The sequence below is a fragment of the Streptomyces sp. NPDC054866 genome, assembly GCF_053610745.1.
In genome coordinates, this window is sequence record NZ_JBSGZA010000021.1 from 1 (window position 1) to 23,178 (window position 23,178).

Genomic DNA, 23,178 nt, shown 5'->3' on the forward strand with positions numbered 1-23,178 from the left:
CTCCAGGATCACATGCGCGTTCGTCCCGCTCATTCCGAACGACGACACCGCCGCCCGCCGTGCCTCACCCGTCTCCGGCCACGACTGCGCCTCCGTCAGCAGCGAGACGGACCCCGCGCTCCAGTCGACATGACTCGACGGACGGTCGACATGCAAGGTCGGCGGCAGCACCCCGTGCCGCATCGCCTGCACCATCTTGATCACGCCGGCCACGCCCGCCGCGGCCTGCGTATGACCGATGTTCGACTTCACCGAGCCCAGCCACAACGGCCGTTCCGCGGAGTGATCCCGCCCATACGTCGCCAGCAGAGCCTGCGCCTCGATCGGGTCGCCGAGCGTGGTACCCGTGCCGTGCGCCTCGACGACGTCCACCTGACCCGGCCGCAACCGCGCGTTCGTGAGCGCCTGCTCGATCACCCTGCGCTGGGAGGGGCCGTTGGGAGCGGTGAGGCCGTTGGACGCGCCGTCCTGGTTGACGGCCGAGCCGCGCAGCACCGCCAAGATGGGGTGGCCGTTGCGCTGGGCGTCGGACAGCCGCTCCAGGAGCAGGAGGCCAACGCCCTCGCCCCAGCCGGTGCCGTCGGCCGCCTCCGCGAACGCCTTGCAGCGGCCGTCCGCCGCCAGGCCCCGCTGTCGGGAGAAGACCGTGAAGGCGGAGGAGCTGGTCATCACCGTGGCGCCACCGGCGAGCGCGGCGTCGCACTCGCCGTTGCGCAGTGCCTGGATCGCCAGGTGGAGGGCGACGAGCGAGGACGAGCAGGCGGTGTCCACTGTCACCGCCGGGCCTTCGAGACCGAAGGAGTACGCCACCCGGCCCGAGGCCACACTGCCCGCACTGCCGGTGGCGGCGTAACCCTCCAGATCGTCGGTGGCCCGGTACAGACGGAGCAGATAGTCCTGGGAGTTGAGCCCGGCGAAGACGCCGGTCGCGGATCCCTTTCTCCCGGTCGGGTCCAGGCCCGCCCGCTCGAACGCCTCCCAGGCCGTCTCCAGCAGCAGCCGCTGCTGTGGGTCCATGGCCAGTGCCTCGCGGGGCGAGATGCCGAACAGGTCCGGGTCGAAGCGGCCCGCTCCCTCCAGGAAGGCACCCATCCGCGTGTAGCTCTTGCCGCCGGCAGCCGGGTCGGGGTCGTACAGGTCCTCCGCCCAGCCGCGGTCGGTGGGGAACTCGGTGATGCCGTCACGGCCCTCGGCCACGAGGTTCCACAGGTCCTCGGGTGAGCCGACCCCGCCGGGGTAGCGGCAGGCCATCGAGACGATGGCGATGGGCTCCGTGGACTTCGACTCGACCTCACTGAGGCGGCGCCGGGCCTCACGGAGTTCCGCGGTCACCCACTTCAGGTTGTCCAGAAGCTTCTGCTCGTTCTTCATCGGCGCAAGCTCCTTGTCGAGGCGCGGAGTGGTGCAGGGGTGGTCAAGGACGATCGGTGGGCTGGTGCGCGGTGGCGGACGGGAGTCACGACTTGCCGAACTCCGTCTGGATGATGTCGAGGAGGTCGTCGACGGAAGCGGACTCCAGATCGCGGTTCTGCCGCTCGACGGAAGCGTCCCGGTGCTCGCCGCCGGTCCCGCTGTGAGAACTTCCGTCGGCCCCGCTGTGAGGACCGTCGCCGGAACCGCTGTGAGGGCCGTCGCCGGTCCCGTTATGAGAGCCGTTGCCGGAACCGCCGGCCGACCCGTTTGCGGCAGCGCCGCCTGCGGCCGAACCTCCGTACGGCGACGTATCGTTGAGCCGCTCCAGCATCCGCCGCAGCTGTTCCGCGGCCCCTCGACGTACCTCCGCGTCCTCCAGCGCGTCGCTGGTGAACGCGGTGTCGAGGCGTTCCAGGTCGGCCAGCAGGGACGCGCCGGTGGTGACGGGGCCGCCGAGTTCGGAGCGCAGACACTCGGCGAGGGCGTCCGGCGTCGGATGGTCGAAGACCACGGTCGTCGGAAGACTCAGGCCCGTTTCGGCATTGACGCGGTTGCTCAGCTCGACGGCCGTGAGCGAGTCGAAGCCCAGTGCGTTGAACGGCTGCCCGGGGCGCACGCCGTCCAGCGAGGTGTGCCCGAGCACGCCGGCGACCTGCGTTCGGACCAACTCCAGCAGGACGCGGCGCCGTTCCTCGGACGACAGTCCGGTCAGACGTGCGCGCAGTCGCGTACCGGGGTCCGTGTCCGTGTCCGTCCGCGGATCCGCCGAGGCCGGTGCGTTCCGGCCGGTCGGCTCCGCCAAGGCCTCCCGCACGTCCGGCAGTTCGGCGAGCAGCGGGCTGGGGCGGCGGGAGGTGAAGGCCAGGGCGAAGGTTGCCCAGTCGATGTCAGCGATGGTGAGGTGCGTCTCCCGACCGCGTACGGCCTCGGCCAGTGCCGCCACCGCCGTCCGCGGATCGAGGCCCCGGATGCCGCGGCGGCGCAGGCGTCGTGTGTTCTCCTCGGTGTCGGCCATGCCACCGCCGCTCCAGGCACCCCACGCGACCGCGGTGGCGGGCAGACCGAGGGCGTGGCGGTGCTCGGCGAGCGCGTCGAGGTAGGCGTTTCCGGCGGCGTACGCGCTCTGCCCGCCGCTGCCCCACACCCCGGCGGTCGAGGAGAACAGCACGAAGGCGCTCAGCCGGCCGGCGCCGTCCGGTTGCCGGGTCAGTTCGTGCAGATGGCGGGCCGCTACGGCCTTCGGGCCCAGGACGTCCGCCATGTGCCGGGCGTCCAGTTCGTCCAAGGGGCGGTCGACGCTGACGCCGGCCGTGTGGACCACCGCCGTGAGCGGGGTCTCGGTCGGTACGGTGTCCAGCAGCGCGGCCAGCGCCGATCGGTCGGTGACATCGCAGGCGCTGATGGTCACGGTGGCGCCCGCGTCGGCGAGTTCGGCCCGCAACGCGTCCGCGCCCGGGGCGTCCGGACCACGGCGGCTCACCAGCAGCAGGTGCTCGGCACCGTTCGTGGCCAGCCATCGGGCCGTATGGGCGCCGAGACCTCCGGTGCCGCCGGTGATCAGGACGGTGCCGCGCGGTGGCCAGGGCTCGTCCGCCGTCGTGGGCACCGCCTGGGATGCCGGCGCGGGCGTCGCGGCGGATGTTGCTTCGGATCCCGACTGGGGCGTCGTCTCAGATGTCGACTTGGCACCCATCGTGGCCCCGGCACCCACCGCGTCCCCGTCCCCGGCCCCGGCTGCTGCAGCGAACGTCGCCTCGGATGTCTGCTCCGGGTCCGGAGCAGACCGGGACGCTGACGCTGACGCCCGCACCCCCGGCGTCATACGCCTGACCCGCCGTACTCGCGCCCCGTCCCCCCGCAAGGCGACCTGGTCTTCGGGCGCCGCCCCGTCGGCCACATCTCCCGAGTCCATCGGCCCCAGCACGCGGACGAGTTCCTCTCGTCCGCGAGTACCGAGGTCTTCCGGAGCAGCGGGCAGGTCGATCAACCCGCCCCATCGAGCGGGCGCTTCGAGTGCCGCGACCCGGCCGAACCCCCACACCAGGGCCGCGTCCGGATCGGCGAGAAGCTCGCCCTCGTCCACGGAGACGGCCTGCCGGGTGACGGCCCACAGCGGAGCCTGGACGCCCGCGTCGCCGAGTGCCTGGGTGAGCGCGATCGTGGCGGTGAGCCCGGCCGGCACGCCCTGGCCGGTCTCCCGGACCAGGGCGAGCAGGGACAGCACGCCGTTGACACGGCCGCCGTCCGTGCCGCCCTCCTCGGCGATCCGCGCGGTGATACGACCGGTCAGTTCCGCCCGCTCCGTCCCGCCCGGGTCGGTCTCCAGGGTGGCGATCCGCGCCCCGGCGTCCCGGAGGGCCCGAGCGCAGAACTCCGCCCATTCGCCCGCGTGTCCGTCCTGCGGCAGGACCAGCAGCCACGTCCCTTCCAGGCGGGCGTTCCCGCCGCGCGGCAGTCGGGTCCAGACCGCACGGTAGTGCAGCCCGGACTGCGCCGCGGCCGCCGCGCGGGCGTCCTCCGCCGGGTCCGCCGGGTCGATCCAGTGACGCCGGTGCCGGAAGGCGTACGTGGGCAGGTCCACGGGCCGGGCGGGGCGCAGGACATCCGTCCAGTTCGGGCCGGTGCCATGGGCGTGGAGGGTGGCCAGGGCGTGCGACAGGGCCGTGGGTTCGTCGGGCGTCGCCTCGGCGGTCGTACGGGTCGGCCGCAGCGCCGCGATCGCCGTGTGAGGCTCCCCGCCCGGCAGGATCGCCCGCGTCAGGGCCGTCAACGTGGCGTCGGGGCCGATCTCCAGGAACGTGGTGGCGCCCTCGCCGAGGAGATGGGTGATGCCCTGCCGGAAGCGGACCGGGCGGCGGATGTGCTCGGACCAGTAGGCGGGATCGGTGAGTTGTTCCGCCGTGGCCTCGGTGCCGGTGATGTTCGAGACGACCGGCAGGGCCGGCGGGCGAAGGGTCAGCTCTGCCGCGGCGCCGGTGAACTCGTCCAGGACGGGGTCCATCTGCGCGGAGTGGAAGGCATGGCCGACCTTGAGGGTGCGGGTGCGGATGCCGGCGGTGCGCAGCTCGTCGGCGAGCGCGGTCAGGGCCGGGACGGGACCGGCGAGCACGGTCGCCGTGGGGGAGTTGTACGCGGCGATCTCCGCCTCGGGATGCCGCAGCAGAGCGTCGGCGAGGGTGTCCGCATCCGCCTGCACGGCCAGCATTCCGCCGGTGTGACGTGGGAGCCGCTGCATCAGGGAAGCGCGGGTGGCGACGAGGCGGGCGGCGGTGGGGAGGGGCAGGGCGCCGGCGATGTGGGCGGCGGAGAGTTCGCCGATGGAGTGGCCGATCAGATGGTCCGGACGGACTCCCCACGCCTCCAACTGCCGGGTGAGTGCCGTGTGCAGGGCAAACAGGCCGGTCTGGGTGTACAGGGTCTGGTCCAGCAGCGCGGCCCGTTCGGTGCCCGCCTCCGCGAACAGCACCTCGCGCAGCGGTACGTCGAGGTGGTCGTCCAGCGCCGCGCACATCTCGTCCAGTGCCTCGGCGAACACCGGGAGGGCGCCGTACAGTTGCGCTCCCATGCCGGGGCGCTGGCTGCCCTGGCCGGAGTACATGAACACGAGCCCGCCGGGTTTCGGCTCGGTGTCCGTGCGGATCACCCCGGCGGCGGGCGCCGACCCGCCCCGGGCCACCGTCCGCAGCCCGTCGAGGAGTTCCGTACGGTCACGGCCGAGCACCGTGGCGCGGTAGGGCAGGGCGGTGCGGCGGGACGCGAGCGACCAGGCCACGTCCTGCGGGTCCAGTTCGGGGTGGGCCTGGACGTGATCGGCGAGTCGCGTGGCCTGGGCATTCAGCCCGTCCGGGGTCGCGCCGGAGACCAGCCACGGCACGACGGCATCGGACACCGCCGGCGCGGACTCTTCGCCCGCAGAGCCTGAGCCGGGCGACACCCCCGTGCCGATGTCCCGAGCGGCGTGTCCTGCCGCTCCGCTCCCGGCCCCTGGTGCCTCCTCCACGATCACATGCGCGTTCGTCCCGCTGATGCCGAAGGCCGACACCCCGGCCCGCCGTGGTCGTTCCGCCCCGGCGCGCGACCAGTCCCGCTGTTCGGTGAGCAGTGCGACGGCCCCGGTGTCCCAGTCGACATGGCGCGAGGGCCGGTCCGCGTGCAGCGTGCGCGGCAGCACGCCGTGGCGCATGGCCAGGATCATCTTCATCACACCCGCGACACCGGCCGCGGCCTGCGTGTGTCCCAGGTTGGACTTGACCGATCCCAGCCACAGAGGCTGGTCGGCGGTGTGTTCCCGCCCGTACGTTGCCAGGAGCGCCTGCGCCTCGATGGGGTCGCCCAGTGTGGTGCCCGTGCCGTGGGCCTCGACGGCGTCCACCTCGGCGGCCGTCAGCCGGGCGTTGTGCAGGGCCTGCTGGATGACGCGCTGCTGGGAAGGGCCGTTGGGGGCGGTCAGGCCGTTGGAGGCGCCGTCCTGGTTGACGGCCGAGCCGCGCAGCACCGCGAGTACGGGGTGGCCGTTGCGTCGCGCGTCGGACAGCCGTTCCAACAGCAGGAGGCCGGCGCCCTCGCCCCAGCCGGTGCCGTCGGCCGTGTCCGAGAAGGACTTGCAGCGGCCGTCGGGCGCGAGTCCGCGCTGCCGGGAGAACTCCACGAAGACCGCCGGGGTGGCCATCACCGTTGCGCCGCCCGCCAGGGCCAGTTCGCACTCGCCGTTGCGGAGCGACTGCGCGGCCAGGTGCAGTGCGACGAGGGAGGAGGAGCAGGCCGTGTCGACGGTCAGGGCCGGGCCCTCGAAGCCGAAGGTGTAGGCGACACGCCCGGACGCCACGCTCGGGGCGCTGCCGTTGCCCACGTACCCCTCGTACTCGGCGGGGGTACGCAGCAGCAGCCGGCCGCCGTAGTCGCTGTACATGATCCCGGCGAAGACGCCGGTGGCCGAGCCGCGGAGCCGGTCGGCGGGGATGCCTGCGCTCTCCAGGGTCTCCCAGCACAGTTCCAGCAGCAGCCGCTGCTGTGGGTCCATGGAGGCCGCCTCGCGCGGCGAGATGCCGAAGAACTCCGCGTCGAACCGGTCGGCCTCGTGCAGGAAGGCGCCCGCGCGCGTGTAGGTCGTGCCGGGCCGTTCACCGCTCGGGTCGAAGATCGCCTCGCCGGGCCAGCCGCGGTTCTCCGGGAAGGTGCTGATGCCCTCCCCGCCCCGGCGCAGCAGGTCCCACAGGGCGTCGGGCGAGTCCACGCCGCCGGGGTAGCGGCAGGCCATGGCGACGACCGCGATGGGGTCGTCGTCCGGGGCGCGGGTCGTGGTCACCGGTTGCACCACGCCTGCGGTGGGGCCGGACAGTTCGGTCCCGAGCCAGTCGGCGAGCGCCTGCGGCGTGGGATGGTCGAAGACCGCCGTGGCCGGCACGCGCAGTCCCGTCGCGGCGCTCAACTGGTTGCGTATGTCCACCCCGGTGAGTGAGTCGACCCCCAGGTCGCGGAAGGACTGGCCGGGGCTCACCGATTCTCCCTCGGGGAGGTTGAGCACCACCGCGGTCGTACGGCGAACCAGTGCGAGCAGGGCACGGTCCCGTTCGGGTCCGCCGAGCGCGCTGATGTCCGACCCGGTGGGGGAGGCCTCCGGTCGGGTGTCCGTCGCATGCGCGGCTGCCGGCTGAGGCGCGGGTGCCACGGCGCGCAGGACGGCCGGCAGGGTCGCGTTCCGGGACTGCGCGCGCAGCGCCTGGCGGTCCAGGAGCACCGGCGCGGTCAGCGCGGCCGGGCTGCTCAGCGCCGCGTCCAGCAGCGCCAGAGCCCGGTCCGCGGGCATCGCGCGGACACCGGCGCGGGCGATCCGGGCCCGTCCCGCCCGGTCCAGGCTCTCGCCCATCCCGCCCTGGTCCCACAGACCCCAGGCGAGGCTGACAGCGGGCAGCCCCCCGGCCCGGCGGTGCTGGGCGAGGGCGTCGAGGAAACTGTTGGCGGCGGCGTAGTTGGCCTGGCCGGGGGTGCCGAGCACCGACGCGAACGAGGAGAACAGCACAAACGCCGCCGGGGGGCGGTCCGCCGTCAGCCGGTGCAGGTGCCAGGCGCCGTCCGTCTTGGGCCGCAGCACGGCGTCGAGTTGGCCGGGCGTCAGCTCGGTGACGGTCGCGTCGTCCAGGACACCCGCCGCGTGCACCACGGCGGTGAGCGGATGCTCCGCCGGGATCAGCGCCAGCGTGCCGGCCAGCGCCTGCGGGTCGGCGACGTCGCAGGCCGCGAACGTCACCTCGGCGCCGAGCGCGGTGAGTTCGCCGCGCAGGACCGGAGTGGACTCGGCGGCCTCGCCGCGCCGGCTGACCAGCAGCAGCCGGCGTACGCCGTGCGCGGCCACCAAGTGGGTGGCGACCTGCCCGCCGAGCGCGCCGCTCGCCCCGGTGACGAGGACGGTGCCCTCGGGGTCCAGGGCCGGCGGCGGGCCGTCCGCGGTGATGCGGGTGAGCCGGGGGACAAGGAGGCGGTCGCCACGCATCGCGACCTGCGGTTCGCCGGCGGTGAGCGCGTGACGCACCGCTTCGGCCACGGAGACGGATCCGGAGGCCCGGTCGGAGGGGTCGTCGTCGATCAGCACGATCCGGTCGGGGTGCTCGGACTGCGCCGACCGCAGCAGCCCCCACAGCGGGGCCGTGTCCAGTGCGGGCACGTCCTCGTCCGGGCCCGTTCCCACCGCGCCGCGGGTGACCATCACGAGGCGGCTCGTCGCGGGCCGGTCGTCGGCGAGCCAGTTCTGCAGAACGGTCAGCGCGAGGGTCGCGGTGGTCCGCGCCCGTTCGGCGGTGGAACCGTCGCTGGGCCCGCTGCCCGCCGGGCATCGCACCACCAGGATGCGGGGCTCGTCCGTGCCGGCGGGCGGTTCGGCGTACGTGTCGAGGCCCGTCTCCCACAGCGGGGCCGGGGCCACCGCCGGGATCTCGGGCACGGTGAGCTCCCGCCACTCCACCCCGTACAGCGGATCCGGTACGGCGCCCAGGCCCCCCGCCGGGACCGGACGCAGTGTCACCTCGTCCGCGCTGAGCACCGGGGTGCCATCGGTGCCGACGAGATCCAGGGCCAGGGTGTCCGGGCCGGTCGGTGTCACCCGGGCGCGCAGCCGGGACGCCCCGGCCCGTCCGAGGAGCCGTACGCCGGACCAGGCGAACGGCAGCCGCAGGCCCGCCCCTGTCGTGTCCAGCAGGCCCATGGTGTGCAACGCGGCGTCCAGCAGAGCCGGGTGGACGCCGTACTCCTCCAGATCCGTGTGCCGGTCGTCGGGCAGGGCCAGGTCGGCGTAGAGGTGCTCGCCCAGCTTCCAGACGGCGCGCAGCGAGCGGAAGGCCGGGCCGAAGCGCATCCCTCGGTCGTGCAGTCGCTCGTAGAGGTCCTCCAGTGGTACGGCCGTCGCGCCGGCGGGGGGCCAGGCACCGCCGCCGTCCCACGGAGGCGGGGTGTCGGGCGGCTCGGTCGCCAGAGTGGCGGTGGCGTGCAGGCTCCACTCGGCGTCATCGGCGTCCGGTTCGGCGGAGCCGTCGTGTGCGTCCGGCTCGGGGCGGGTGGAGAAGGTCAGCGTTCGGCGGCCGTCGGCGGCCGGCGCGCCCACGCCCACCTGGATCTCCAGGGCGCCGCCGTCCGGCACCACCACCGGGGAACGCAGGGTCAGTTCCTCCACCTGGGAACCGCCCGCGTGCCGGGCGGCGCACAGGGCGATCTCCGCCATGGCCGTGCCCGGCAGTACCACCGCCTCACCGAGCACGTGGTCGGCCAGCCAGCCCGGTACGCGGGTGCTGACGCGGCCGGTGAACAGAGTGCCCGGCCGCTCCGGATCCGCGACCTCCAGCACCGCTCCGAGCAGGGGGTGGCGGGTGGCCCGTACTCCGGGCTGCGTGCCGCTCGGTGCGGCCGGCGCCAGCCAGTACGTACGTCGCTGGAACGCGTAGGCGGGCAGGTCGACCCGGCGGATGTCCCGGCCGGCGAACAACGGGCGCCAGTCGACGTCCGTCCCGTGTGCCTGCAGCCGAGCGACAGCCGTCAGCAGGGCCGGAGCCTCGGGGTGGTCGCGCCGCTGCGCCGATGTCACGACGACCGGCTCGGGATCGTCCGCCGCCGGGTCCGCGCCGTCGAGGACCGCTTGGACCAGGGGGCCGAGTGTGGTGTCCGGGCCCAGCTCCAGGAAGCCGGTGACACCGTGGCCGAGCAGGTCGGTGACGCCCTGGTGGAAGCGGACGGGCATGCGGATGTGCCGTGCCCAGTAGCCGGGGTCGTGGTGCTGCTCGGTGGTCGCGGTGGCTCCGGTGACGTTGGAGATCACCGGGATGTCGGCGACGCCGAGGTGGTGTTGGGCGAACAGCCCGGCCAGATGATCGCCGTAGGCCTTCAGGACGGGGTCGGTGTGGGCGCTGTGGAAGGCGTGGGCGACCTTCAGCGCCCGAGTGCGGATCCCGGCGGCCGTCAACTCGCCTGCCACCTGGTCCAGGACGTCGCTCGGCCCGGCGAGGGTGGTGGCGGCGGGCGCGTTGTGGGCGGCGATCTCCGCCCGCGGATGCCGCGCGAGGTACTCCGTCAACGGCTCCGGGCCGGAGAGTACGGCGAGCATGCCGGTGCCGGCGGGGAGGGTGTGGAGGAGCTTGGCACGGGTCGCGACCATGTCGGCCGCCACCGGCAGCGGGAGCACTCCGGCGAGGTGGGCGGCGGAGAGCTCCCCGACCGAATGCCCGATGAGGTGATCCGGCCGGATGCCCCACGCCCGGAGCAGGCGGGTCAGCGCGGTGTGCACCGCGAACAGCGTCGGCTGCGTGTAGAGCGTGTGGTCGAGCAGGGCGGCCTGCTCCGTGCCCGCCTCGGCGAACAGCACGTCTCGCACGGGTACGTCGAGATGCTCGTCCAGCGCCGCGCACACCTCGTCCAGCGCCTCGGCGAACTCCGGGAACGCCGTGTACAACTCCCGTCCCATGCCGGGACGCTGGCTGCCCTGCCCCGGGTAGAGGAACGCGACGCGCCCGGTCTGCCGGACGCCCGTGACCAGCCCGGTGGCCGGCTCGCCCCGGCCGAGCGCGTCCAACTGCGCCAGCCGCTCGTGGCGGTCGTGGCCCAGCAGCACCGCGCGGTGCCCGAGGGCGGCCCGGCCCGTCGCCAGCGCGTGCGCCACATCGTCGTCCCCCGGCTCCGGGTGGGCCCGCAGATGGCCGGCCAGTCGGACGGCCTGGGCCCGCAGCCCGTCCGCGCTCGCACCGGAGACCAGCCAGGGCAGGGCCGGCCCCGTGCCCGCGGGGCCGGAGGCGGGAATCCGGTCGGGGGACGCCGGCCGCTCGTCCTCGGCGGGCGCCTGCTCGACGATCACGTGCGCGTTGGTCCCGCTGATGCCGAACGCCGACACCGCCGCGCGCCGCGGGCGGCCGTTCTCCCGCCACGGCACCGGCTCGTTCAACAGGGCCAGCGCGGCCGGATCCCACTCGATGTGCGGGCTGGGCGAGTGAGCGTGCAGCGTGCGAGGCAGCTCGTCATGTCCCAGTGCCAGCACCAGCTTGATCAGTCCGGCCACGCCCGCGGCGGCCTGGGTGTGCCCGATGTTCGACTTCACCGACCCCAGCCACAGCGGCGCCTCCGAGATACCGCGGCCGCGCCCGTACGTCTCCAGCAGCGCCTGCGCCTCGATCGGATCGCCCAGTTCGGTCCCGGTGCCGTGCGCCTCGACCGCGTCCACGTCGGCGGCAGACAGGCCCGCGTCGGCCAGGGCCGCCCGGATCACCTTCTCCTGCGCACGCCCACTGGGCGCCGTCAGCCCGTTCGAGGAACCGTCGGAGTTGACCGCGCTGCCCCGGATCACCGCCAGCACCCGGTGCCCCCTGCGGCGGGCCTCGCCCAGCGGCTCCAGGAGCACCATGCCCGCACCCTCGGCCATGCCCATGCCGTCGGCAACGGCGCCGAAGGCCTTGCACCGGCCGTCCGCGGCCAGCACCCGCTGCCGGCTCATCTCGGTGAACGGCCCCACCGTCGAGAAGACCGTCGCCCCGCCGGCCAGCGCCATCGCGCACTCCCCGCGGCGCAATGCCTGCACCGCCAGGTGCACCGCGGTCAGCGACGTGGAGCAGGCGGTGTCCACGCTCACCGCCGGCCCCTCCAGGCCGAGGGTGTAGGCGAGGCGGCCGGACAGCACGCTCAGGACCGTGCCGGTGAGCAGATGCCCGCCGACACTCGCCGGGGCGTCCCCGAGGAGTCCGCCGTACTCGGTGGGATTGCTGCCGACGAACACGCCGGTGGAGGTGCCGCGCAGCGCGTGCGGATCGATACCGGCCCGCTCCGCGCTCTCCCAGGCCAGTTCCAGCAGCAGCCGCTGCTGCGGATCCATGGCGAGGGCCTCACGCGGCGAGATGCCGAAGAAGGGCGCGTCGAACCCGGACACGTCGTCCAGGAACCCGCCCTCACGCACGTACGAGGTGTGGGGCCGGCCGGGGTCGGGGTCGAAGTGGTCGTCCAGGTGCCAGTCGCGGTTCGCGGGCATCGCCGAGATGACGTCCTGGCCGTCCCGCAGCAGCTCCCACAGCTCCTCCGGGGAGTGTGCGCCGCCGGGGTAGCGGCAGGCCATGCCGACGATCGCGACCGGCTCCCGCCGCTGCTCCTCCAACTCCCGGAGCTTGCGGGTGGTCCGGCGCAGATCGGCCGTGAGCCGCTTGAGGTAGTCGCGCAGCTTGTCTTCCTCGGCCATGGCCGGGACAGCTCCCTTCGTCCGCCGCTTCGGCTCCGGTCGGCCGGTGACGTCGCGTCGGTTGCGGTTCAGTCGACGCCGATGCCGTCGGCGCCGAACTCGTGGTCGATGATCTTCAGCAGGTCGTCGGTACTGACCTCGTCGAGGTCCGCGTCGACGCCGCCGGGGCCGCCTCCGAAGGGCAGCGGGGCGAGCGTGTCGGCCAGCGCCAGCAGCCGGTCGCGTACGGCCGTCCGCTCACCGTCCGCCACGGGCGCCGCCTCCAGGGCGGCGGTCAGCCGGTTCAGTTCCTCGTGCACCGACCCGGCCGGCGCACTCGCGCCGTCCTCGCCCAGACGGCCCGTCAGGAACCGGGCAAGCGCCTGCGGACTGGGGTGGTCGAAGACGAGCGTCACGGGCAGCGCCAGCCCGGTCGCCGCACGCAGCCGGTTGCGCAAAGCCACCGCGGTGAGCGAGTCGAACCCCAGCTCCTTGAACGTCCGGTCCGGACTGGGGCGGTCTCCGGGGGAGTGCCCCAGCACCGCGGACACCTCCGCGGTCACCACGTCCAGCACCTCCCGGGCACGGGCCGCCTCGGGCAGCCGGGCCAGCCGCCGCAGCCGCTCCGCGTCGACGCCCCCACCCGCGGCCTCCGGGTGCGCGGCACGCTCCAACGCGCCACGCACCGCGGGGATCTCGTCGAGCAGCGGCCGGGGCCGGGCCGAGGCGAACACCGGCGCGAAGGTCTCCCAGCGCACGTCGACCAGGGCCACCGGACGTCCACCGCCGGCGGCCAGTTCCCGGCCGAGTCCGGCCAGCGCGAGCCGCGGCTCCAGCAGGGGCAGGCCCTGCCGCTCCAGCTGCGCCTCGTCCAGTTCCTCGGGCAGTTCGTCGCTGCGCCACGCGCCGAAGGCGACCGCCGTGGCGGTGCGGCCCCGCTGCCGCAGCTGCTCGGCGTACGCGTCGAGGAACGCGTTCGCCGCCCCGTACGCGCCGTGCTCGCCGCTGCCCCAGACAGCGGCGATGGAGGAGAAGAACACCAGCTCCGGCGGGCCGTCGGCATCCGCGACTTCCGCCAGGTGCACCGCTCCGAGCGTCTTCGCCGCCAGCACGTCGGCCAGCTCGGCGGTACCCGTGGCGGACAGCGGCGCGAGCCGGGTGGCCGTGGCCGCGTGTACCACCGCCCGCACCGGGCCCCCGCCCAGCGCGGCGGCCTCCCGCAGCAGCGCCCGCACCGACTCCCGGTCCGTGATGTCGCAGGACAGCGCCGTCACCCGGGCGCCGTGCGCGGCGAGTTCGGCGGCGAGCGCCGCATGGCCGGGTGCGTCGGGCCCGCGGCGGCTGGCCAGGACGACGTGCTCGGCACCGGCGTCGGCGAGCCAGCGCGCCAGGTGCGGCGCGAGCGTCCCGGAGCCGCCGGTGACCACGACCGTGCCGCCCGGCCGCCACACCGGACCCCCGGCGGGCACCGGGGCGGGGACCAGCCGGCGTACCCGGACGCCGCCCGGGCGGATCGCGAGCTGGTCCTCCTCACCGGCCCCGCCCGACAGGACGGTGCACAGCCGCTGCCACTCCTCGGCGCCGGGGTCGGGCGGCAGATCGATCAGACCGCCCCACATCCGGGGCTGTTCCAAGGCCACCACCCGGCCCAGACCCCAGGTCTGCGCCTGGACGGGATGCAGCAGCGGATCACCGTCGAAGGCACTCACCGCGGCACGGGTCAACGACCAGAGCGGAACGTCCGTCCCAAGGTCGGCCAGAGCCTGCACGAGTCCGAGCAGCCCGGCCACTCCGGACGGCAGCGCGGCGTGTGCCGGATGCGGCCGCTCGTCCAGCGCCAGCAGCGACAGGACCCCTTCGACCGGCCCGCCCGCCGACGCCTCCGCCACCCGCCGCGCGATGGCCGCGCGGTCGTCCGGTCCCAGGCCGGTCAGCTCCAGCTCCGTGACCCGCGCACCCCGGGCGGCCAGGGCGTCGTGGGCGGCCTCGGCCCAGTCGGCGGACCGCTGTCCGGATGGTGCGCCCGGGGTCACCAGCAGCCAGTGCCCGATGCATCCCGCGGCCGGCCGTTCCGCGACGGGGCGCCACACCACCTCGTAGCGCAGGTCGGCGAGCGCGGCGTCGGCGCGGGTTCGGCCGCGCCATTCGTGCAGCGCCGGGACCACCTCGCGCAGCGCGTCCTCACCGACCCCCGGCAGCTCCCGGCGCAGCGCGGCGGCGTCCGCCCGCTCCACCAGGTCCCAGAACCGCTCGTCGCCATCGTGTCCGCGGGTCGGCCCCGGGGCGCTCTCGGCCCGGTCGGCGAGCCAGTAGCGGCGGCGCCGGAACGGGTACGTGGGCAAGGGCACGGCCCGCGCGCCGGGGAAGACTGCCTGCCAGTCGGGCACCACACCGGCGGCGTACGCCTCCGCGAGCGCCTGCCGGAACCGTGGTTCACCGCCCTCGCCGCGGCGCAGCGTGCCCAGCGCCCGGCCGTCGGTCCCGGTCGCGTCGAGGCACTCCTCGACGGCCTGTGCCAGCACCGGGTGGGGGCTCATCTCCAGGAACACGGTGTGTCCCGCGTCCAGCAGCCGCTCCACCGCCCGCGCGAACAGCACCGGAGAACGCAGATTGCGGTACCAGTAGGCGGCGTCCAGGGTCTCGGTGGACAGCAGCTCCCCGGTGACGGTCGAGAACAACGGCACCGAACCGGCGCGCGCGCTCACTCCGGAGAGCTCGCGCAGCATGTCCTCGCGCACGGGCTCGACCAGCGCCGAGTGCGAGGCGTACGCGATGGGCACCGCGCGGGCCCGCACACCCTGCCGCGCGCAGTGGGCCACGTACGCCTCCACCGCGTCGGTGGCGCCGGCCACCACCGTGGCCGACGGTCCGTTGACGGCCGCCACACCGATCTCGCCGCCCTGCTCGGCCAGTTGGCGCTCCACCTCCGCGACGGGCAGGGCCACCGTAGCCATGGCACCGCGCCCGGACAGCGCGCCCACGACCCTGCTGCGCGCGGCCACCAGCCGGGCGCCGTCCTCCAGGGACAGCGCGCCCGCCGCCACCGCCGCGGCGAACTCGCCCTGCGAATGCCCCACGACCGCGGCCGGCACAACCCCGTGGTGCCGCCACAACTCGGCCAGCGACACCATCACCGCCCACAGCAGCGGCTGTACGACGTCGTCGCGGCCCCAGCACGCGTCGTCCGCGGGGGCGTCCAGCATGCTTCGCAGCTCCCAGCCGGTGTGCGGTGCGAGGGCCTCTCCGCAGCGCCGCATCCACGCGGCGAACACCGGCTCGGCGTCCCACAACGCGAGCGCCATACCGGACCACTGCGAGCCCTGACCGGAGAACACGAACACCGGGCGCGCCGCACCTGCCACGGCCCGCCCGCGCACCAGTCGCGGCGACGTACCGCCCACGGCCAGGGCGTCGAGGCCCTCCACAAGTTCGTCCCGGTCGGCGCCCAGCACCACGGCCCGGTCCTCGAAGGACGCCCGGGTCGTCGCCAGCGACCACCCCACGTCGGCGACCGGAACCCCGGACACGCCGCGGACGGTGTCCCCCAACTCCACGGCCCGGGCCCGCAACGCCTCCTGCGAACGGGCGGACAGCACCCACAGCCCGGTGCGGGGGGCTCGGTCCTCCTCGTCCGGAAGCCGTCCGTTCTTCGCCGCGACCGGCCGGGGCGCGGCCTGCCCGGCCTCCCCCGCGCGCTGCTCGTCGATCGGCTCCGCAGGGCTCACCCCGCGCTCCCCGCCCTCCGCCTCCACCGGCCGCGGCGCCTGTTCCAGGACGACGTGCGCGTTGGTGCCGCTGATGCCGAAGGCCGAGACCGCGGCGCGCCGGGGCCGGTCCGCCTCCGGCCACGCGGTGTCTGCCGCCAGCAGCGCCACCCCGCCCGACGTCCAGTCGACGTGCCGGGAGGGCCGCTCGGCGTGCAGGGTGCGCGGCAGACGGCCGTGCCGCATGGCCTGCACCATCTTGATGATGCCCGCCACGCCGGCCGCGGCCTGGGTGTGCCCGATGTTGGACTTCACCGACCCCAGCCACAGCGGCTGTTCGGCCGAGTGCTCCGGCCCGTACGCCGCGAGCAGCGCCTGCGCCTCGATCGGGTCGCCCAGTGCCGTGCCCGTGCCGTGCGCCTCCACCGCGTCGATCTGCCGCGCGGTGAGGTGCGCGTCGGCGAGGGCCTGGGCGATGACCCGCTGCTGGGACGGGCCGTTGGGCGCGGTGAGCCCGTTGGAGGCGCCGTCGGAGTTGACCGCGCTGCCCCGTATGACGGCGAGCACCGGATGCCCCTGCGCCACGGCGTCACCGAGCCGTTCGAGCACGAGCAGACCGGCCCCCTCGGCCCAGCCGGTTCCGTCGGCGTTGTCGGAGAACGACTTGCAGCGCCCGTCGGAGGCCAGCCCGCGCTGCCGTGAGAACTCCACGAACATGCCCGGCGTCGACATCACCGTCGCCCCGCCCGCCAGTGCAAGGCCGCACTCTCCCCGGCGCAGGGCCTGCGCCGCGAGGTGCACCGCCACCAGCGAGGACGAGCATGCCGTGTCCACGGTCAGGGCCGGCCCTTCGAGCCCGAGCGTGTACGCGATCCGCCCGGAGACGACACTGGGCGTCGTCCCGGTCAGCACGTAGCCCTCAGCGCCGCCGCTCGCTTCGTGCAGCCGCGGCCCGTAGTCCGTCGCCGACGCCCCCGCGAACACGCCGGTGGCCGATCCACGCAGCCGGTCGGCCGCGATCCCGGCCCGCTCCAGCGCCTCCCACGCCAGTTCCAGAAGCAGCCGCTGCTGTGGATCCATCGCCATGGCCTCGCGCGGCGACACCCCGAACAACTCGGCGTCGAATTCCGGCAGGTCGTAGAGGAACCCACCGCGGCGGGCGTAGCTCGTACCGGCCCGGTCGGGGTCGGCGTCGAACACGGCCTCCAGGTCCCAGCCCCGGTCGGCGGGGAACTCGCCGATCGCGTCCCGGCCCGCCGCCACCAGCTCCCACAGGGCTTCCGGCGACACCGCCCCGCCGGGATAGCGGCAGGCCATCCCGATCACCGCGATCGGCTCGTGCTCGCGCTGCTCCATCGCCTGCAGCCGCTGCCGGGTCTGTTGCAGATCGGTGGTGACCGCCTTGAGATACGAGCGGAGCTTGTCCTCGTTGCTGGCCATGGAACGCCTTCGGGTACGGCGCCCGCGGGCCCTGCGGGGCAGGGAACCGCGCGGCGGATGCGGACCGGTGGGGTTGCGTTCGGCGGGACGCGGCCCGTGCCCGATCAGGGGCACGGACCGCCGGTGGTCACAGGGCCGGCTTGCGGGCCGAGGCGACCACGTAGTCCAGCGACTTCAGCTCCTCGGTGAGCAGGTCCTGGTCGCGGTGTGCGAGGGCGACCATCTTGTAGAAGAGCTTGCTGGAACGGCGCTGGAAGGCCGGGTCCTGCACTCGGCGCACGTGGTACTGCCGCCACTGCTCGTAGACGTTGTCCCGGATCGAGCGGACCTCGACGGCATCGAAGCCGGCGGAGGTCAGCAGATCGCCGTAGCGGTCGCGCGGGTACCAGTTGGCGTCGTCGATCATGATGCGGATCCACTTGATGGCGTGGGACCTGATGTCGGCCTTGGCCTTGCCGCCCGCCATCGGGATGATGTCGGCGGTGACCAGCACACCGCCGGGCCGCAGCACACGGAACGCCTCGGCGAAGAAGTCCGCGCGGGTGTCGAAGTGGAAGGCCGACTCCAGGGCCACCACCTTGTCGACGCTGTTGTCCGGCAGCGGGATCGCGGTCGCCGAGCCCTCACGGAAGTCGACCCGGTCCTGTAGGCCCTGCTCGCGGGCCCGTTCCTGGGCGATCCGGATGTGGATCCTGGTGATGTTGATTCCGATGATCTTGCTCGGCCCGTACCGGTCGATCCAGTGGAAGTCCTGGTCGCCGTAGCCGAAGCCGACGTCCAGGATCGTGTTGTCGGGCTTGAACTCGGCAGTGTCCGCCACGACGTCGGCCAGCGTCTCGGCGGCCTCGTCCAGCGTGGTGCAACCGGGCTTCCAGTAGCCGAGGTTGTAGTAGTGAGTGTCCTCGACCACGAGCCGATCCGGTGGGTACATCTCGTACAACCGCGCGGTCTTCTTCTCGGGGTCTGACGTTGTGCGAACCAGGAACAGGTTCCCCAGCATCCGCATGTCCTGCCACAGTGCCGACAGCTTCACGACGGCGCTCCCTTTCTGCGATCGGGCGCCCGAGACGGCCGCGGAAATTCCACATCTGACGAACGGGAAGCTAGGAGCGGGTTCTAAAGACCGCCTTGGTCCGGTCTAGACGCGTCAATGCCGGAGTGAACGAATGGGGTCCGGCGCGCGCAGGGGGATGCGGGTGATCGAGAGCCGCTTCACCGACGCGCGGATCTCTATCTCGTCCTGGCCCGCGGCGCCGGAGACCAGGTGTGCTGCCTGCTGGAGCGCGGCAACCCCGGCCTGGAGGTCACGCCCATGGCCGGGCTGCTCGGGCTGCGCGCCGCCGGACCGGCCACGGAAGTGATGCGGGACTGCCCCGTCGAGCGGGCAGCCGTCATCGGCCGGCCCGGCTTCGCCTCCACCGTGCTGGTCCCGCAGCTGCTGGAACACGGCCGACACGCGGTCGCCTGGATGGCCGTCGGGATGCCGCACCGGGCGTTCTCCGCCTGCTCCGCCTTCGTCCTGGACCGTGAGGTCTTCGGCCGCAACGCCGTCGACCACGGCCAGATCCAGTCCCTCGTCACGGCCATGGGCATCGACCTCGCCGCCGCCCGCGCCCTGTGCCTGACCGCCTCACGCGCGCTGGACGCCGGCGACGCCGCCGCCACCCGCAAGGTCCTCAGCATCATCGAGGGCACCCCGCAGCTGCTCGAACGCCTGCTCGCCGTTGCGGCGGTGGCCGTGCACTACCTCGACCACAGCGACACCGCCCTCATCGAACTGGCCGGGCGGACAGCAGGCGACGCACGCCGCCGGTTCACCGTCACGGTGAACCCTGGCGAAGCCTTCGCCGAGCTCGCCCGGCACGCCACGGCACGACCGGCCCCACCAGGTCCGCCCGCCGACTGCCGGCTCGCCGTCGCCACAGGCCCACCGAAGCCCTGCGGCTGCCCCAGCACACCGGCTACCTCTGCCCGGAGGGGAGCGGCCTCGCCCGGTCCGGACGGTGCCGTCCGTTCGACGCCGACGGCGACCTTGGCGGCCAGGCGCGTGCCGTGCGCGAAGCCCTTGCGGCCGCGGGCCTGGAGGAGACCGAGGTGAGCTACGTCGAGGCCCATGGCGCGGGCAGCCCCGAGGGCGACCCGGCCGAGTTCACCGTACTGACCGAGGCGTTCGCCACCGACCGCCGGGGCTTCTGCGCACTCGGATCGGTGAAGGCGAACGTCGGCCACCTGGACACCGCGGCGGGCGTCACCGGCCTGATCAAAACGGTGCTTGCACTCCACCACCGCGTTCTTCCCGGCACCCCCCACTTCCATCGTCCCCATCCCCGACTCGACCTGGTGGACAGCCCGTTCTGCATCGCCGCCGAACCCCTGCCCTGGGACCCCGAGCCGGGCCGTCACATCGCGGGCGTCAACGCGCTCGGCCGCGACGGAACCCACGTGCACGTCATCGTCGAGGAACCACCCGTCACTCCGGACACCCCGGGCCCGGGGCCGCGGCAGCACCTCTTCGTCTGGTCGGCACACTCGGCCGAGGCACTGGACACGCACCCGATGCCGGCGCCGCCACCACTGGCCGGCCGGGGACGTGTCCGAGCCGGGCGCGCCCTGACGCTTTGGCGTGCCTTTGGCGGCGGCGCCCAGCATGCTCCCCCGGCCGGACGAGCCCGGACCGCCGTCAGGGGAGGAGCACCGATGCTGGACGAGGCCGCGCGCAAACACATCGCCCTGGAGTACTGCCGGCGGATCAACGAGGGTGACGTGGACGGAGTCCTCTCCCTCTTCACCGATCCGCCGCACGTCGAGGATCCGGTCGGCGACAAAACGTTCACCGACCGCGCCGCCTACCGGTCCCACCTCGCCGGCCTGGTGGCCTACGGCGTCCACGAGACCCCTGGCACCCCCGTCGCCGCCCTCGACGGAGAACACGTGGCCCTTCCGATCGTCGCCGAACTCCGCCCCGATCAGGTAACGGAGGGAAACTCCCTGAGGATCTCCCTGATTGCGCTTATGCGGATCGACGCGAGCGGCCGCATCCGTCACATGAGAGTTTTCAGCGGCCATACGGACATGTCACTGCACACGATGCCCGACACAGCGCCGAGCCGGCGCCTCCGGGACTTCGGCAATTCTTAGGGGCCCTTTAGCGGCCGTACGGAAACTCGCCGAAAGCATGCCTTCGCCTTTCGCCACGACTGGATCGAGTGCGGATGTCCAAGGAAGAAAAGCTCGTCGAGTACCTGAAATGGGTCACTGCCGAACTGCACGAAGCACAGCGGCGGCTTTCCGTCCTGGAGAGCGGGGCCAGGGAGCCGGTGGCGGTCGTCGCGATGGCCTGCCGGTACCCGGGCGGGGTGCGCTCGCCCGAGGAGCTGTGGACGCTGGTGGCCGAGGGCGCGGACGCGATCTCCGGCTTCCCGGCCAACCGCGGCTGGGACCTCGACGGCCTCTTCGACCCCGACCCGGACGCATCCGGCAGGAGTTACGCGTGCGAAGGCGGATTCCTGCACGACGCGGCGGCGTTCGACGCGGCGTTCTTCGGCATCAGCCCCCGCGAGGCCACAGCGACGGACCCTCAGCAGCGGCTGCTCCTGGAGACGGCCTGGGAGACCTTCGAACGCGCGGGCCTGGACCCGCACACCCTCAGGGGCAGTAAGACCGGTGTCTACGCGGGCGTGATGTACAGCGAGTACGTCGCCCGGCTCCTCGACCGGCTGCCCAGCGGCTACGACGGTTTCCTGGGCAACGGCAGTGCGGCGAGCGTGGCTTCGGGCCGTGTGGCGTACACCTTCGGGCTGGAGGGCCCGGCCGTCACGGTGGACACCGCGTGCTCGTCCTCGCTGGTCTCCCTCCACCTGGCGGCCCAGGCGCTGCGCAACGGTGAGTGCGAACTGGCCCTGGCCGGCGGTGTCACCGTGATGTCGACGCCGGGGGTGTTCGTCGAGTTCTCCCGGCAGCGCGGACTGGCACCCGACGGCCGCTGCAAGCCCTTCGCCGACGCGGCCGACGGCACCGGCTGGGGTGAGGGTGTTGGCCTCCTGCTCCTGGAGCGGCTGTCCGACGCGCAGCGCAACGGGCACCCCGTGCTTGCGGTGCTGCGCGGCTCAGCGGTCAACCAGGACGGCGCGTCCAATGGCCTGACCGCACCCAACGGCCCGTCACAGCAGCGTGTGATCGAACAGGCCCTGGCCGACGCGCGATTGAGCGCGAGCCAGATCGACGCCGTGGAGGCGCACGGCACGGGCACGACGCTCGGCGACCCGATCGAGGCCCAGGCCCTGCTCGCCACCTACGGGCGGGAGCGCACGGTGGAACAACCGCTGTGGCTCGGCTCCATCAAATCCAACATCGGCCACACCCAGGCCGCCGCCGGCGTCGCGGGCGTCATCAAGATGATCGAAGCCATGCGGCAGGGGGTGCTGCCCTCGACGCTGCACGTCGATGAACCGTCCCGGCACGTCGACTGGAGCACGGGCAGTGTCTCGCTGTTGACCGAGTCCCGGCCGTGGCCGGAGACCGGCCGCCCGCGGCGGGCCGCGGTGTCCTCCTTCGGCATCAGCGGGACGAACGCACACGTGATCCTGGAGGCCGCGCCGCAACCCGCCCGGACAGAACCGCAGGCAGAGCACGCCGGTCCGGTACCCGTGGTCGTCTCCGCACGAACCCCGCAAGCCCTCGCCGAAGCCGCCGGCCGGCTCGCCGGCTTCGTCCAAGCCCACCCGGAGGCGGAAGCCGCCCCGCTGGCCGCCCGCCTGTGGTCGGGGCGCGCGAAACTGGAACACCGCGCCGGGATCGTCACCGACAACCCCGATGAGCTGCACGCCGCGCTGGCCGCGCTGGCCGGCGGCCGGGACCACCCCGCCCTGATCACCGGCCCACCCCGCACCACCACCACGGGAGCGGCCCGCTGGGCCCTCGTCCTCTCCGGACAGGGCAGCCAAAAACCCGGCATGGGAGCCCACCTCCACCAGACGTTCCCCGCCTACGCCGACGCCCTGGACGAAGTCTGCCAAGCCCTCGACCCCCACCTGGACCTGCCACTCCAGCAGGTCATGTTCGCCCAAGCCGGCAGCGAGCACGCGGCCCTGCTGGAAACGACCCTCTACACCCAGCCCGCCCTCTTCGCCCACCACATCGCCGCCTACCGCCTCCTCCAAGCCGGCGGCGCCACACCCCACGCCCTCATCGGCCACTCCATCGGCGAACTCTCCGCCGCCCACCTCACCGGCACCCTCCCCCTCAACCTCGCCGCCGACATCGTCGCCACCCGCGCCAAACTCCTCCACACCCTACCCACCGGCACCGGCATGCTCGCCACCCTCACCACCCCCGACACACTCACCGAACACCTCCACCGACACCCACACATCGAAATCGCCGCCCACAACTCACCCACCGCCACCACCCTCGCCGGACCCCTCCACGCCCTCGAGGAGCTGGCCGGGGAGCTGACGGCCGCCGGCATCCACACCCGCCCCCTCAACGTCGCCCACGCCTTCCACAGCACCCACACCGAACCCATCCTGGACACCTTCACCACCCACCTCACCCAACTCTTCACCCACCACCACCTGGGCGATGCCACCATCCCCGTCATCTCCAACCTCACCGGCACCCCCGCAACCCCCCAACAGCACCACAGCCCCGCCTACTGGACCCAGCACATCCGCCACCCCGTCCACTTCCACCAAGGCATCACCCACCTCACCCACACCCAACACATCACCCTGTTCACCGAACTCGCCCCCCACCCCACCCTCACACCCCACCTCCCCACCCACACCACCCCCCACCACCCCAACGAAACCCACACCCACCTCACCACCCTCACCACCCTCCACACCCACCACCACAACACCGACCTGTCCCCCCACCTCCCCCAACAACAAACCACCCACATCAACCTCCCCACCTACCCCTTCCAACACCACCCCTACTGGCTCC

The 23,178-nt window shown here is 73.5% G+C and carries 7 protein-coding genes and 1 pseudogene; 4 read left to right on the plus strand and 4 right to left on the minus strand.

Annotated elements, in window-relative coordinates:
* From ACWGI2_RS41895 to ACWGI2_RS41910, 4 genes are all read right to left on the minus strand, one after another.
* A partial coding sequence (locus ACWGI2_RS41895) for a type I polyketide synthase (RefSeq protein WP_453701303.1) occupies positions 1-1,371 on the minus strand: 1,371 nt, incomplete at its 3' end.
* An 85-nt stretch (positions 1,372-1,456) separates the two neighbouring features.
* Positions 1,457-12,109, minus strand: coding sequence for an SDR family NAD(P)-dependent oxidoreductase (locus ACWGI2_RS41900; protein ID WP_453701307.1), 10,653 nt, complete (start codon positions 12,107-12,109; stop codon positions 1,457-1,459).
* Between the two features lie 68 nt (positions 12,110-12,177).
* Positions 12,178-17,232: a type I polyketide synthase gene (locus tag ACWGI2_RS41905; RefSeq protein WP_453701308.1), complete on the minus strand. Its 5,055-nt coding sequence runs from the start codon at positions 17,230-17,232 to the stop codon at positions 12,178-12,180.
* Between the two features lie 127 nt (positions 17,233-17,359).
* Complete coding sequence (locus tag ACWGI2_RS41910) at positions 17,360-18,265, minus strand: SAM-dependent methyltransferase (RefSeq protein WP_453401784.1); 906 nt, start codon at positions 18,263-18,265, stop codon at positions 17,360-17,362.
* Between the two features lie 327 nt (positions 18,266-18,592).
* On the opposite strand from ACWGI2_RS41910, the gene ACWGI2_RS41915 reads away from it, so the two are divergent.
* The 4 genes and pseudogenes from ACWGI2_RS41915 to ACWGI2_RS41930 form a co-directional block, all read left to right on the plus strand.
* A complete protein-coding gene (locus tag ACWGI2_RS41915; RefSeq protein WP_453701312.1) occupies positions 18,593-19,330 on the plus strand; it encodes an acyl-CoA dehydrogenase family protein in 738 nt (245 codons plus the stop codon).
* Positions 19,273-19,485: pseudogene (locus ACWGI2_RS41920) on the plus strand (hypothetical protein); the annotation flags it as partial. The gene ACWGI2_RS41915 and the pseudogene ACWGI2_RS41920, both read left to right, overlap by 58 nt.
* A 15-nt stretch (positions 19,486-19,500) precedes the next feature.
* Positions 19,501-20,370 carry a ketoacyl-synthetase C-terminal extension domain-containing protein gene (locus tag ACWGI2_RS41925; RefSeq protein ID WP_453701313.1) on the plus strand — a complete coding sequence of 290 codons (870 nt, stop codon included), beginning with the start codon at positions 19,501-19,503 and terminating at the stop codon, positions 20,368-20,370.
* A 74-nt stretch (positions 20,371-20,444) separates the two neighbouring features.
* The coding region (locus ACWGI2_RS41930) for a type I polyketide synthase (protein ID WP_453701310.1) at positions 20,445-23,178 on the plus strand (2,734 nt) is incomplete at its 3' end.

Coding starts and splice junctions, on each gene's coding strand:
- ACWGI2_RS41915 (WP_453701312.1), top strand. CDS start 18,593: ATGCGGGACTGCCCCGTCGAGCGGGCAGCCGTCATCGGCCGGCCCGGC.
- ACWGI2_RS41905 (WP_453701308.1), bottom strand. CDS start 17,232: ATGGCCAGCAACGAGGACAAGCTCCGCTCGTATCTCAAGGCGGTCACC.
- ACWGI2_RS41900 (WP_453701307.1), bottom strand. CDS start 12,109: ATGGCCGAGGAAGACAAGCTGCGCGACTACCTCAAGCGGCTCACGGCC.